At 43.1% G+C, this 13,440-nt stretch carries 13 protein-coding genes; 5 read left to right on the forward strand and 8 right to left on the reverse strand.

The features are described from left to right. A partial coding sequence (locus BMZ06_RS20985) for a hypothetical protein (RefSeq protein WP_217646831.1) occupies window positions 1–221 on the forward strand: 221 nt, incomplete at its 5' end. Between the two features lie 334 nt (window positions 222–555). On the opposite strand, the gene ppdK is transcribed toward BMZ06_RS20985, so the two are convergent. Together ppdK and BMZ06_RS19575 are read right to left on the reverse strand one after the other, a co-directional pair. Beyond that, window positions 556–3,231, reverse strand: coding sequence for a pyruvate, phosphate dikinase (gene ppdK / locus BMZ06_RS19570; protein ID WP_089754805.1), 2,676 nt, complete (start codon window positions 3,229–3,231; stop codon window positions 556–558). Beyond that, window positions 3,231–4,049 carry a pyruvate, water dikinase regulatory protein gene (locus tag BMZ06_RS19575; RefSeq protein ID WP_089754807.1) on the reverse strand — a complete coding sequence of 273 codons (819 nt, stop codon included), beginning with the start codon at window positions 4,047–4,049 and terminating at the stop codon, window positions 3,231–3,233. Before BMZ06_RS19575 ends, ppdK begins: the two co-directional genes overlap by 1 nt. A 599-nt stretch (window positions 4,050–4,648) precedes the next feature. Here BMZ06_RS19575 and BMZ06_RS19580 point away from each other — a divergent pair. Further along, on the forward strand, window positions 4,649–5,599 hold the full coding sequence (locus BMZ06_RS19580; RefSeq protein WP_089754809.1) for an ATP-dependent 6-phosphofructokinase: 951 nt from the start codon (window positions 4,649–4,651) through the stop codon (window positions 5,597–5,599). Window positions 5,600–5,811: 212 nt separating this feature from the next. Next, complete coding sequence (locus BMZ06_RS20895) at window positions 5,812–5,964, forward strand: hypothetical protein (RefSeq protein ID WP_175477939.1); 153 nt, start codon at window positions 5,812–5,814, stop codon at window positions 5,962–5,964. 192 nt (window positions 5,965–6,156) lie between these two features. Here BMZ06_RS20895 and BMZ06_RS19585 read toward each other — a convergent pair whose 3' ends face one another. Beyond that, window positions 6,157–7,380, reverse strand: a complete 1,224-nt coding sequence (locus BMZ06_RS19585) for an MFS transporter (protein ID WP_089754810.1) — start codon at window positions 7,378–7,380, stop codon at window positions 6,157–6,159. Window positions 7,381–7,551: 171 nt separating this feature from the next. Here BMZ06_RS19585 and BMZ06_RS19590 point away from each other — a divergent pair, with 171 nt between their 5' ends. Both BMZ06_RS19590 and BMZ06_RS19595 read left to right on the forward strand, forming a co-directional pair. Next, entirely contained in the window at window positions 7,552–7,983 is a 432-nt protein-coding gene (locus BMZ06_RS19590; RefSeq protein WP_089754812.1) for a MarR family winged helix-turn-helix transcriptional regulator, read from the forward strand. 161 nt (window positions 7,984–8,144) lie between these two features. Further along, on the forward strand, window positions 8,145–8,648 hold the full coding sequence (locus BMZ06_RS19595) for a YehS family protein (protein ID WP_089754814.1): 504 nt from the start codon (window positions 8,145–8,147) through the stop codon (window positions 8,646–8,648). Window positions 8,649–8,991: 343 nt separating this feature from the next. On the opposite strand, the gene BMZ06_RS19600 is transcribed toward BMZ06_RS19595, so the two are convergent. From BMZ06_RS19600 to BMZ06_RS19615, 5 genes are all read right to left on the reverse strand, one after another. After that, window positions 8,992–10,092: a GerAB/ArcD/ProY family transporter gene (locus tag BMZ06_RS19600; RefSeq protein ID WP_089754816.1), complete on the reverse strand. Its 1,101-nt coding sequence runs from the start codon at window positions 10,090–10,092 to the stop codon at window positions 8,992–8,994. Beyond that, the gene (locus BMZ06_RS20900) at window positions 10,089–10,265 is read right to left on the reverse strand and encodes a hypothetical protein (RefSeq protein ID WP_175477940.1); all 177 of its coding nucleotides are present in this window, start codon (window positions 10,263–10,265) and stop codon (window positions 10,089–10,091) included. Before BMZ06_RS20900 ends, BMZ06_RS19600 begins: the two co-directional genes overlap by 4 nt. Continuing rightward, window positions 10,249–11,451: a Ger(x)C family spore germination protein gene (locus BMZ06_RS19605; RefSeq protein ID WP_089754818.1), complete on the reverse strand. Its 1,203-nt coding sequence runs from the start codon at window positions 11,449–11,451 to the stop codon at window positions 10,249–10,251. Before BMZ06_RS19605 ends, BMZ06_RS20900 begins: the two co-directional genes overlap by 17 nt. A gap of 5 nt (window positions 11,452–11,456) precedes the next feature. Beyond that, complete coding sequence (locus BMZ06_RS19610) at window positions 11,457–12,950, reverse strand: spore germination protein (RefSeq protein ID WP_089754820.1); 1,494 nt, start codon at window positions 12,948–12,950, stop codon at window positions 11,457–11,459. Between the two features lie 265 nt (window positions 12,951–13,215). Next, window positions 13,216–13,440 (reverse strand): zinc ribbon domain-containing protein (locus BMZ06_RS19615; protein ID WP_139205867.1); only part of this gene is annotated, 225 nt, incomplete at its 5' end.

Consider the following 13,440-nt stretch of genomic DNA (forward strand, 5'->3'; position numbering starts at 1 on the left):
AGTCCCTTCTCCCATGGGAGTCTCGCCATTTCCCCACCACCCCAACTATAATGCTGCGAACGGACCCTGCTATAGCAGAAAGGAACCATGCTGCATCTGCCTCAAATGCTTATATAACAGGGTTCCTACACGTAAACACACGTAGTAAAAACCACTATGGATCAGAGATGACCCTGGTTCATTGGAACGCGTTTATGCAGAGAATTTCGAGCGCTCCATGATCGCAAAGGGGCGGAAGGGAACGGCGAAGACTCCTGCGGGATGAACATGATCGGTGAGATCCCGGAAGGTGAAGCCTGAGGAAGCTCACCACATGCCCGCGGAAAGCGAGCCGTTCCCTGGAGCCCCTTTCTCCACACAATATCTCGAAACTGAGTCTTCAACTAACCGGCCCTATTGTGTAATAAGCTTCTTATTAAAAATCTACAATAAACTTTAACAGATTCAAAAAGAAAGGAACCCTGAACGCCAACACTGAAGGCGTTTAGAGTTCCTTATCCATTTACTGTTTATTCCATGTGTATTTTGTGATGCAAGAAGACACTTTTTTCTTGTTTAACTGTACTGAGCTACTTTTTTAGAACTCATTTGCTCATGGCGTATAGTGGCCTGGGCTGCTGACAGTCGTGCAGAAGGAACACGGAAAGGGGAGCAGCTTACATAATCCATGCCTAAATCAAAGCAGAACTGGATCGATTCTTTTTCACCACCATGCTCACCACAAATCCCTGTTTTCAGGGTCGACTTTGTTTGACGTCCCAGTTTCACACCAGTTTCCACAAGTTTGCCTACACCATCCTGATCTAATGAAACAAATGGATTTCTTTTTAGCACATCACGATCTACATAATGTTGGAGAAACTTGCCTTCTGCATCGTCTCGACTGAATCCAAAGGTGGTTTGAGTTAAATCGTTGGTTCCAAAAGAGAAGAAGTCTGCCTCTTCGGCAATTTGATCGGCGGTTAGGGCTGCGCGCGGTGTTTCAATCATGGTGCCAATCAGGTAGTCGAATGTCTTTCCTGTTTCACCCTGGAGCCGCTCACCAATCGCCATCACCAGTTGACGCATTTTCTTAAGTTCATTCACATGGCTGACCAAAGGAATCATGATTTCGGTTGTAACATTTATTCCTTTGTCCATCACGTTGGCCATTGCGTTAAAAATGGCCATGACTTGCATTTCGTAAATTTCAGGATGCATCATACCTAAGCGGCAGCCCCGATGACCTAACATTGGATTCGATTCTTCTAATAACCGTACTTTCCGTAAGAGGTTTTGCTTTTCGATCAAATCGGATGAATGAGGATCAGTCAGTTGCAGCTTAGTCACCTCAACGAGCAGTTCTTCTTTGTCGGGCAAAAACTCGTGGAGGGGTGGATCTAATAAGCGAACGGTAATCGGATGTCCTTGCATCGTTTCAAAAATTTGTTCAAAATCCTGCTGCTGCATAGGCAGGAGTTGATCGAGAGCTTCCTTACGTTCAGCGGTGGTTTCAGAGAGAATCATACGTTGAACTGTAGGGATACGTGAGGCATCCATAAACATATGCTCTGTACGGCAAAGTCCAATGCCTCCTGCTCCAAATTCCAGGGCTTTCTCAGCATCGACTGGATTATCAGCGTTTGCCCGGACGCCCATTTTTGCTTCTTCATCCGCCCAGCGAAGCAGGATCTGGAATTCATCTGAAAGTTCTGGTTCGATCATTGGAATTTCGCCGAGAAAGATTTCTCCTGTCGAACCATCAATTGTAATCGTGTCTCCGTGATTCACCGTGGTAGATCCTGTGATAAATTGTTTGGACTCTAAGTGAATCTTTATCGAGTCGCAGCCGCATATACAGGCTTTCCCCATCCCTCTAGCTACAACAGCGGCGTGGCTCGTCATTCCGCCGCGGCTCGTAACGGTAGCCTGGGCAGCCACAATTCCGTGGATATCGTCAGGTGTCGTCTCAGGTCGGACAAGGATAACCTTCTTTCCATCCCTGGCTAGTTCTTCTGCTTCATCCGCATCAAAGACCACCTGACCGGTGGCGGCTCCAGGGGAAGCGGGTAAGCCGGTAGCCAGTTGTTCCCTTTTATGTTCAGGGTCAATTCGGTGGTGGAGCAGCTGATCCAGTTGATCAGGATCCACACGCAATAGGGCATCCCGTTGATCCATAATCTTTTCGTTTACCATTTCAACTGCGATTCGAATGGCTGCCTGGGCGGTTCGTTTTCCTGTCCGTGTTTGGAGGATAAACAGTTTGCCGTGCTCAACGGTAAATTCAATATCCTGCATATCCTTATAATGGTTTTCTAAAAGGTCGCACGTTTCAACTAATTGGTGATAGAGATCTGGCATTTCGTCTTTGAGGCTGGCAATCGGCTGAGGTGTACGGATCCCTGCGACTACGTCTTCTCCTTGAGCATTGATTAAGTATTCTCCATAAAGCTTCGCCTCACCGGTGGATGGGTTACGGGTAAAAGCAACTCCTGTACCGGAATCATCTCCCATGTTTCCAAACACCATGCTTTGGATATTGACGGCCGTACCAAGGTGTCCGGGAATATCGTGAAGGCGTCGATATAAAGCAGCCCGCTGATTATTCCATGAATCAAACACGGCATTAATGGTAAGGAAAAGTTGTTCTTTTGGATTCTCAGGAAAGCTTCGTTTTACGTGCTGAAGTACAATCGATTTGAATGCTGCAATCACCTTTTTCCAGTCTTCAGCGGTCAGCTCGGTATCGGAATGGTATCCTTTTTCTTCGCGGATATCTTCTAACCGTTGTTCGAAAAAGTAGTTATCTACATTCAGGACTACATTACTGAACATTTGAATAAACCTGCGATAGGAGTCATAAGCAAATCGAGGGTTGTTTGTAAGTTCTGCCATACCTTCAACCGTGTCGTCATTCATGCCAAGGTTCAAAACGGTGTCCATCATTCCCGGCATGGAATGGACGGCACCTGAGCGTACAGAAACAAGCAGCGGATTGGCTGGATCGCCTAAACGCTTATCTGTTTTAGCTTCAAGGGTGTGAAGGGCTTCTAATACTTGGGATTCGACTTCCGGCGAGATGACCTGTCCAGCCTCGTAATAGGCATTACAAGCTGCGGTGGTAATGGTAAAGCCGTAAGGAACGGGCAAACCAATTCGGGTCATTTCCGCTAAATTAGCGCCTTTTCCTCCCAGGAGTTCTTTCTTGCCTTTTTCAGGTTGATCAAATAGGAATACAAATTGGTTATTCATTATGCAAAGCTCCCCCTTTTATTAAACATGGCTAAGATGACGTCAGCTGTCTCTTCTATGGCTTTATTAGACACATCAATGACTGGACAGCCGATTTTTTTCATGATGTTTTGCGCACACTCCAGTTCTTCAAAGATTCGTTCTAATGAGGCATAGTTTGCTGAGTTTGTTAAACCCAGACTTTTTAATCGTTCTGTTCGGATGTCATTTAACTTTTCAGGTGAGATGATTAGTCCCACACACTTTTTTCTTGGAATCGTAAAAAGTTCTTGAGGAGGTGGGAGCTCTGGGATGAGAGGTACATTCGCTACCTTAAATTGTTTATTGGCTAGATACATAGAAAGCGGGGTCTTGGATGTGCGGGACACGCCAATAAGGACGATGTCTGCTTGTTTTAATCCGCGTACTTCCTGCCCGTCATCATATTTCACAGCAAACTCAATGGCTTCCACTCTTTTAAAATAGTTCTCATCCAACTTTCTCATTTGCCCGGGTTGTTGATTGGGCTGCATATGGAAGGTTTGAGTGAACGCATTCATCAGAGGATACATTAAATCGACTGCTAAAATTCCTTCATCTTCTGCTCTCTGGTCAAGGTATTGCTTTAAATCCTGAATGGCAATGGTGTAAGCGATGATGGAAGGGCTATACTTCGAATTCGTAATGACATTATTAATATCCTGGTAGTCTTCGACATAAGAAAAGTGCTTAATTTCGACTTCTTTTCCAAAAAATTGGCTTGCGACAGCTTTTACCATTAGTTCAGCTGTTTCCCCGATCGAATCTGACACGACAAAGACTGTTTCTTTATTCGTCACTATCCCTCTCCTTTCTTCCAGTAAAAGAATCAGCCGAATGACGGCGGGTAAGTATTGTTTCTTATCACTTACCTGTTATGCGAGTATTCATTGATTAATATGTCATACTATTTATTGTTTTTTTGTAAATGTGACACACTATTTGATGAATAGAATATTATCATTGTTTGGGGTTGGTGACAACAGAAAGCTGTCTTATTGTTTAAAAAATTTTTTTACATAGTGGTTAAGTCAAGATGAATTACAAGATCCTTAATAATTCTTTGCTGGTATCTATTCAGATGCTCTGCTACTGAACATAGACGAAGTGCTCAATACGTATGTATTTCTGAACTACAAACTGGTCAGGTTTGTAGTTCATAATAAAAGCGAAATGTGTTTAAATGACATTATCAATAAAAAAATCCAATTATTAATAGATTTGGTGTAGTTTTGGGTATAGTGTATTCATAACCCCAGAACAAGGGGCTAGTAAACTCTGGCAGCCATATGTCTTTTCTGGAATTCGACTCCTTGAGGTTAGAAGAAAACCAAATTGGTCAGAAAAACTATTAATAAAAGATAGCTAGAGCGATAAATAATCAAGGAGGGGAAAAAGAATGAATAGAATAGGTGTATTAACGAGTGGAGAAGATGCTCCAGGCATGAATGCTGCCATCCGTGCAGTCGTAAGAGCAGGGACCTATCATGGCGTGGAGATGGTGGGAGTTAAGCATGGATCGTATGGTGTGATTCATGGACTATTCCAGGAAATGGATGAAAAGTCGGTCAGCTCTATCATGCAACGGGGAGGGACCATTCTGCAGTCTTCTATAAGTGAAGAAATTTATACAGAGGAAGGTCTGCAGAGAGCATTAGGGAACTTGAAAAATGAAAATATAGAAGCGCTTATTATCATTGGGGGCAAAGAGGCTTTGAAAACTGCTCGGGCCTTCCATAAGCACGGTTTCTCGTCTATGGTTATACCTGCCACCATTGAAAGTAATATTCCAGGAGTGGACTACACGGTAGGTTTCCATACAGCTCTCAACAACATTATCCATTACATAGATCGAATCCGGGATACCGCATCGTCCCATGAGAAAACCTCTATTGTTGAAGTAGCGGGCGATGACGCTGGAAAAATAGCGTATTATGCTGGACTGGCCGGCGGGGCTGAGAACATATTAATTCCAGGCTGGAAAGAGAATGCAGATGATATTATTCAACATATCAAGGATGGAGAAGAGAAAAGATACAGCATTATTGTGATTGCGGAAGGAAGTATAAATAGCGCGGATTTCAAACGGCAATTGAAAGAGCAGGCAGGAGTTGAGTCACGTTTAATCGTTTTAGGTGATACTCAGCGCGGTGGCGCCCCGACAGGAATAGATCGGATTTTAGCCAGCCAGCTGGGAGCATTTGCAATCGAATCACTGTTGAATAACGAAACAAGTAAAATGGTTGGAATCCTTCACAATGAACTTGTGAGTTATGACTTATCTGAGGTTCCTTCTCATAGAAGTAATATGGATGAAAATATGTACCAGTTGTTTAAAAAACTATCATGATTGAAAAGGACATCAACTGTTTTATTCCCAAATAAGGGTTCCAGGGCCAGTTCACCGATCTGCTTCCAATGGGGAAGCGGGGCAGGCTGGCATCTTCCTTATGGTAAGCCAGGTTACATTGAAGCACTTATGTAGATATCCAGATACATAGATGTTACATTGAATGAATCTTCTCAAAAAAGAAGATAATTCGTTCGTAAAGAGGTGTTCCTATGATCGAGTGGATCTTATCCAAGATTACTAAAAAGAATAATAATCCTATCCAAAATAGAACGACCATTCATTCTTTACCTCCAAAGAGTGATAAGAATAAATCGGAACAAGAAAAAGGCTATGCTAGGGACTGCGATTTAGGCTGGTGCTAAATTCATAACTTTAAAGAAGCCACTATACCCGACTGACGGGCATAGTGGCTTCTTTATGTTGATGACTTTTATCATTTTAATACAGAAAGCACTTACCGACTCTAAAATGAGAAGACAGGTGCTTTTGTTATTGGTGCAGAAGTGCAAAGAACATCGTAAATCTTTAACTTGGTGAAACGACTGGAGACAAGTTTAATGAGCTTCTGCCTGATCGACGTGCCGGATGTGGGCTTGATTCATCCACACATAAATAACGGATACGAACACACAAACAGCGCCCACGTAAAAAGGAACGCTGGAATTAAAATGCTCAGCCAGCTGACCTGCTAGAAACGGAGCAAGAGCTCCTCCTAAAAAGCGGAGGAAACTATAGGCCGCCGAAGCGGTGGAACGCTCCACCGGGCTTGCATTCATGACGGCGGTTGTAATGAGCGTATTGTTATTCCCGAGCAGCGCCCCGGCAACGATGACAGAAGCGATAACGACCCACTGCGTAGAAGTCCAAATTCCCATCGCCAGTAAGACTAAAGCGAATAATAAGAGCATCAGACACATCGAGCCGACCGTGCCGAACAGCCGCTGAAGCTTCGGCGCCATAAACACAGATGTGATCGCAAGCAGCACACCCCATCCCAGAAATACAAAGCCGAGCCCGTGTTCCCCAAGCCCTAAGACAAAAGGGGAATAAGCAAGCAGCGTGAAGAAACCGAAGTTATACAACGCCGCTGTAATGCCAAGGACGAGCAGCGAACGGTGCTTCAAAGCCCGAAATGGATCGAGCAGTGAACTTTTTTTCTTCACTGGCTGAACGCTCCGGGATTTGGGCATCAGAGTCGTCAGTCCGATAAAGGCAATAACCATCAGAGTAGCGACCCCGAGAAAGGGACCTCTCCAGGAAATCGCTCCAAGCCAGCCGCCGATCAGCGGGCCCACGGATATGCCTAAACCAATAGCTGCTTCATAAAGAATGATCGCTTTAGCATTGCCGCTGTTAGACAGCGTTACAATAGCGGTCAGGGCTGTGGCCACAAAAAGGGCATTCCCCAGTCCCCAGCCTCCGCGCAGCGCAACCAGTTCCCAAATGCCGCTTGAGAGTCCACCTAAAGCGGAGAATACAGCAATAATGACAATACCGGATAATAGTGTCCGTTTCATGCCGATTCTTGAGGTAATGACTCCAGTCACAAGCATGGCCACGGCCATGACCGCATTGTAGCTGGTAAAGAGAAGTGTGACTTCACTTGGAGAAGCATCAAGCTGTTTAGCGATAGCAGGTAAAATCGGATCGACAAGACCGAGCCCCATGAATGCGATGATACAAGCGAAAAATACAGCCCATACTGATCGGGGCTGTCTTAAAATACCTGGCTCTTCAGCGATGGTAACGCTGGGCACAGGTTTTCTTTGGGTAGCCATAAAGAAAACTCCTTTGCTATGAAAAGTGATTGAAGAAGGGCCGCACCCTTCTAAATATAGTTGTATTATACAATTATATAGTTGTATAATACAACTATATTGGAAATAGTGTCAATGAGAAGATTTGGTGGTATCATCGAAAAAGAAGCTATTGAATTTGAGGTGTAAGGAATGAGTGATCAGCATTTGGATTTAATCGAGCGTCAGGTAACGGATTTCATTCGGAGAATTATTTTGACCGAGAAGCAGTTCAACAACCTGGATCGTTCTGCCTATATTCTGCTGCGTCAACTGGCTACTTATGGACCGGCTGGGGTGAAAACACTGGCTCAGGATTTACATCTGGATATTTCCACCGTGAGCAGACAGGCTTCCGTGCTTGTTGATAAGAAATATGTAGAGAAAATCCCTAATCCAGACGATCGCCGGTCGTATTATTATCAAATTACGTCCATAGGGTCCCTGGAGCTTGAAGAAAATAAGCAGCGACGGTATGATCGTCTTTCTGGTATATTAGAGGACTGGTCGGAAGAAGATAAAGAGAGGTTCGGTCTATTATTGAAGAAGTATAATGAAACGGTTAATGAGAAGCTGGATCTCTAGCAGGAATCGATAGATACAAAGACATCGATCGGACAGAAAACACTACTTAAGCAGGAACAAGCACATATTCCGCTTTTGTGATAAAATCATTTTTTAAGATCGCTCAGCAGTTCTTAATTACCTTAGGTACAATGCAGAGATAGGATTTGGAGGTTTTTTACATGGATAATAACGATATCGTCATTAGGTTAAGATATGCGCTTGATATTAAAGATCAGGATATGGCAGAGATCTTTAGGCTGGGAGGCGAGGATCTTACCACAGAAGAAGTGCGTAAGGTTCTTACTAAATCAGAGGATATTGATGAGGAAGAGGAAAATGAGGATTACATCAAATGTACGAACAGTATGCTTGAGTCCTTTTTGAATGGTCTGATTACGTTTAAACGTGGACCCCAGGAACCTAAACCGGGGCAGCCGAATAAACCTGACCGTTCGATAAAGAATCAATCCAGTGTCAATAACGTCATGCTGAAAAAAGTGAAAATAGCGTTGAAATTAACGGCCGAGGATATCATCGATATTCTGGATGAAGTAAATGTGAAGATCACGAAAGGGGAAGTCAGTGCGTTGCTGAGAAAAGAAGGCCATAAGAATTACCGTCAGTTCGGTGATCAGTATGCGCGGAATTTCCTCCAGGGATTGACGATTAAATATAGAGGGTAGCTTTACAGGCTTTAAACGGGCTGTCCAATTTCAGCTTTTCCTCTTTATACGTTTGAAAAATCCCCTTCACCTAAGCCAGGTGAAGGGGATTTTTTTATGGGTTTGCTAGATGAAAATCCTGTTAATATAAAGAGGATTATTCCTTATTTATATGAAGTTGTCTTCTTAATACAAGGAAAATACCCGCTGCAGCCGCTACAGTTAAACCTGCGAACATCCCCATAGAGGAGCGTTGAAATAGTTATCCATATTATGGATGACCTGAGGTGGAAGTTTATTCCTCCTCTTAAGTATTTAATTGTATCGACGGGGAGAGGGGAGATCTTTTATATAGATCCCACCATTATAGCTGATCTAGTCCTGATTGCTTTTTCTTCCTCAAAAATCCAATTAGGAAAACAATGATTAGTACACTATATAGAGTGAACCAATACAACGTCCAGCTCGTCGTAACAAAATTGGTAAAATCCATGACTGTCTTGTGAAGATGGTTACTCATTGCCCAGGTTAAAATGGCAATAGGAATGATGAAGGGTCTATAGCTCTTCGAATTGGACAGGTGTTTAAAGCCCATCACCACCACTAGGAAACAGACGGTGATTTTGAAGAACAGACCTGTGATCCAGGCAAGCGCGATTAAGATTTCAATTCTTTCAAAGATAGTTGTAAACTCTAGATCTCTGAGAGTTGAATACGTAGGGTAAGTCTCCCTGGCTACTATATAAGCGCCTTCGTTTCCGATGATAAGCAAGACGGCGATGGTTAGGGTTATCCCTCCTAAAGATATCCCTGATAAATAAGCGAACATCAATTGTTTCTTTTGTTGTACATAGTGAAAGAAATTCCCTAATATTAGAGCTTCAATAAAGGGAAAGCCAAGTGTTCCATAGGCTCCTTCGAAAATGGTTCGGAAAGACTCGTAGAAAACCGGTTTTATTTCTATAAAGTGGAAATCTTTAATGATTAAGATTAAAGACACGCCTACGATGAGAAAAAGCAGCGGAGATAACAATTCACTTAGAAGAAATAAGTTTCTTACTCCATAAAGGGCCGTAAAAGTGACGATTGAAATCACTAGAATTTGATAAATCCATGGGTGAGCATTCGGAAATACACTGGAAACCATGAAATTGCTTAAGTTTCTTATAACCATTGCGGCAAGATGCAAGGCATAAAACATAACAACAATATTCAATACAGTGCCGATCCATTTGCCTGCTGCCCGGTCGATAAGACTGAATAGTGAAGGGTATTGGTGCTTTTTTAAGATTAGAACATAAACGAGATTCAAAAGAAGTCCAATGATGAACGCGAATAGCATGCTGATCCATCCATCCTGTTTAGCTGCTACGACTGTAAGAGCCGGGGCCATTAAAATGGAGCTGAAGAGGACGAAGTTTGTCGTTACTGTAAACAGCTGGTATTTTGTCAGTTCTATGTTCATGATGGACCTCCGAATAAAGCTGAATAAATAGGTTTATATAGGGCCTTCAACCAATGAGTCACAGGGAAAAAAGGACGGTCTAGTAAGTAACCAATGGTGTAGTACATGGAAAACAGCCATGCACCGATAATAAACCCTGTTTCTCTCCACGTTTTTTTATTGTGTTTTTTCATTATTATCAACTCTCGCTCCAGGTGATTCCAAATAGGTTTTCACATGAGCCTGTATTTCCATATTCTCATATAATTCATCCCACTCGTTCTTCACCTTTTCCCATTGCTTCGTTTCATTTCTGAAAAGCTGATTGCGGATGCCAAAGTAATCCAGCTGTAACTCCTGGGCCTTCTCTAAGGAGGAGGTCAAATCTTTTTCAAGGTTGTTATTTACGAGCTGCTGGAGCTCCTCAACACCTTGATTCGTAGATAGTTTCAAGGGACAGGTGAATCCTTCAAGAACGACTTGGGCCTTTAAATTTATAACGTAAGTCAAATTTCCATCCTCAAGCTTAGGTTTAAAATCCTTTTTCATCTCTTTTAAACGGAACCCAATGGTCCCTTCGCCTTCATTACAAGATATGGAGTAGGGGAGTGTCTTCCCTGAATGACTGGCGATCAGTGCGTATCCCAGCGTATCTTTTGGAGTTAGCCAATCTTGGAGTCGGTTGTTTTGAAAGGCTGCTAAACCAGTCAACCTCACTGCATTTTTATTTCCTTCGATATTGTTTAAAATTTCGGCGTTCGTCGATTGTACTTCCTTATCCACCTTTTCTACTCCAAGAGCTACAGGGTCACGATTGTCCCCATAGGTCCATTTAATAAAGTCTTCAAGCTTGATGCCATCCTTCATACCTTTAGCGCCTTCAGGTATAGCGACCATCTGCTCCATAGTAAACACGGATGAGTTTTCAATAGGGGTAAACAGGTTCATTATGTTTTCTGCTTTTTCACCTTTAGATATGAATAAAAGGTAACTGTCCCTGATTTGGTACTGCCTTTCCATGTAATCAATCAATTCTTTGATCCCGTGGTTTCTTGCGTATTCCTCTCCAACAACGAGCGCTGCTATATGAGCAAAAAAAGGTTTACGGCCCAGCAGCTCATTCACATTGGAAAAGGCCCCAATGACATCTTCACCTTCACCTACAAATGTATAACTGGGGGCTTGGTTGCTGCCCCCGGTTTCTTGGCCGCTTGTATTAGCTTGTGGGTTGGTTGCTTTAAGAATAACTTTAACTCTACCATCTTCACCTTCATCGATCCCAATCCCTGAAAGGATAAGAAGCTCATCCAGCTCGTTTTGAGCGCTGCATCCACTGAGAAGAATGAAGACGGCTACCATACAGAAATGAATAATTCTCATAGCATTCAAGCCCCCTGACTCTTCCTTTTTTTACGACTCGTCCACCAGAGAGGGAGACGGAAAAAAGTATCTTTATGTTTTTGAACTTGAAAAGGGGCGAAAGGAGCCATGTAGGGCTGCCCCAATGACTCCAGCGATACCAGATGGATGCATAAAGCCAGTGTGAAGATAAGCATGCCATAAATGCCTGACGTTGCTGCGAACAACATAAGTACAAACCGAAGCATTCGGGCGGACCCGGCCATAGAGTAATAAGGGCTTGCAAAGCTTGCAATAGCTGTCAGAGATACAACAATGACAATAGCTGGCGAAACGAGCCCCGCGGATACAGCAGCCTCACCAATAACAATCGCTCCGACAATGGAAACAGCTGGTCCTATGGGACGAGGCATTCTTACTCCAGCTTCACGGAGAATTTCAAAGACAGTCTCCATGACTAAGGCTTCGACCAACGCTGGAAAGGGGATGCCCTCCCGCTGAGCTGTCAGGCTGATCAACAAATTCGTCGGTATTAATTCCTGGTGAAAGGTAGTCAACGCCACATAAGTGGCAGGTAATGCAAAAGCAATCCAAAACGCTATGAAACGAATCAGCCTAATAAAAGTGCCCAAATCAAAACGGTTATAATAATCTTCAGCAGTCTGGAAGTACGAAATAAATGTAACGGGGCCAATGAGGGCAAATGGGGTTCCTTCCATCATAATGGCGAGTTTTCCTTCCACAAGAGCGGCACAGACCACATCAGGACGTTCGGTATTTGAAAGTGTAGGTATGGGAGAGTAACCTTTTTTCTCAAGCAATTCCTCAAGCATTCCCGTTTCAAAAACTTCTCTTGGCTTCGCATTAGTCAATCGTTCTATTGCCAATTCCAGAGCTGCTTCATTAACAAGCCCTTCTATATAGGTCACAATAACCGTTGTTTGGGTGATTTCACCGACAAGAAATTGTTTGAATCTGAGCGCAGGATTCGAAATTCTCCTACGAATTAAAGTTGTATTGATAGAGAGTGTCTCAACAAAACCCTCTCTTGGACCTCTGATGACGGTCTGGGAGTTCGGCTCTTCGATGGCTCTCGTTTCCCATCGCTGATCAGCCGTTATGAAGGCTTCTTTTCCTTTTTTAACAAACAAAATCACATTTCCACGCAGTAAATGATCCAGGATTTGAGAAAAATTGGACGTCTTACTGAATTTTTTAGGAAGTTGGATATGCTGTTGGAAATCTTTTTTTTCAAAGTCCCATGAAGATCGATGTTCTTTGAACCAGTCCATAAGCGGGAGAATAACCGTTAGCTCCAGCTCGTCGCTGCTGATCATTCCATCTATATAACAAACGGCAAAAGCATTATGTTTAAATGTGTACACTTTTGAGACCAGGTCTGGGGGATATCCGAGACTTTTTGCGACCTGATTGACGTCTTTATCCACATCTCCTGAAACGCTCAGGTGACTGTAATTACCTTTACTCAGGTGAGGTGGAAAAGTCTGATCCTTTCCCATAATAAAACTCCTGTCGTTTTTAAACCATTCTTGGCAAAATATCCTTCTTTTATACTAGTCAGAAATTCTAGGATTCGAGCTCGACCTTAAAAGGCAAAGTATTAAATAAATGTGCAGGTCCGTAGCATTAAATGATTTTCGTGAACTACCCTCCACTTACCACCCTTACGGGTCGCTTGAAGTGGGGGCTTCTTGGGTAATCGCCACTTTTGTTAGCTGACGAAATAGACCAAGCTAACCCTCTTGTTCCAAGAGTTTATATTCATCAGAGCAGTGCTAATAGCCGAATTCCTTCTTTTTTGATGTTGAGAGCCGAATTGTAATCTCTATCGAGATTCACCCCGCACGAACAAGTGTATGTCCGAATATTCATAGGCATCGGCTTTGTATTTCCACAATGCGAACAAGTTTGTGTAGATGGGTACCATTTATCAATCTTGATCAAATGCTTTCCTTGTTCGTTCAGTTTGTACTTTAAGAAAGATTTGAA

This window comes from Halobacillus alkaliphilus, from assembly GCF_900113125.1.
In the GTDB taxonomy this organism is placed as follows: Bacteria; Bacillota; Bacilli; order Bacillales; family Halobacillaceae; genus Halobacillus; species Halobacillus alkaliphilus.

Bases quoted from the DNA above. Each gene is read 5' to 3' on its own strand.
- BMZ06_RS19600 (WP_089754816.1), bottom strand. From the start codon at position 10,092: ATGAACATAGAACTGACAAAATACCAGCTGTTTACAGTAACGACAAAC.
- BMZ06_RS19590 (WP_089754812.1), top strand. From the start codon at position 7,552: ATGAGTGATCAGCATTTGGATTTAATCGAGCGTCAGGTAACGGATTTC.
- BMZ06_RS19585 (WP_089754810.1), bottom strand. From the start codon at position 7,380: ATGGCTACCCAAAGAAAACCTGTGCCCAGCGTTACCATCGCTGAAGAG.
- BMZ06_RS20895 (WP_175477939.1), top strand. From the start codon at position 5,812: ATGATCGAGTGGATCTTATCCAAGATTACTAAAAAGAATAATAATCCT.
- BMZ06_RS19610 (WP_089754820.1), bottom strand. From the start codon at position 12,950: ATGGGAAAGGATCAGACTTTTCCACCTCACCTGAGTAAAGGTAATTAC.
- BMZ06_RS19605 (WP_089754818.1), bottom strand. From the start codon at position 11,451: ATGAGAATTATTCATTTCTGTATGGTAGCCGTCTTCATTCTTCTCAGT.
- BMZ06_RS19595 (WP_089754814.1), top strand. From the start codon at position 8,145: ATGGATAATAACGATATCGTCATTAGGTTAAGATATGCGCTTGATATT.
- BMZ06_RS20900 (WP_175477940.1), bottom strand. From the start codon at position 10,265: ATGAAAAAACACAATAAAAAAACGTGGAGAGAAACAGGGTTTATTATC.
- ppdK (WP_089754805.1), bottom strand. From the start codon at position 3,231: ATGAATAACCAATTTGTATTCCTATTTGATCAACCTGAAAAAGGCAAG.
- BMZ06_RS19580 (WP_089754809.1), top strand. From the start codon at position 4,649: ATGAATAGAATAGGTGTATTAACGAGTGGAGAAGATGCTCCAGGCATG.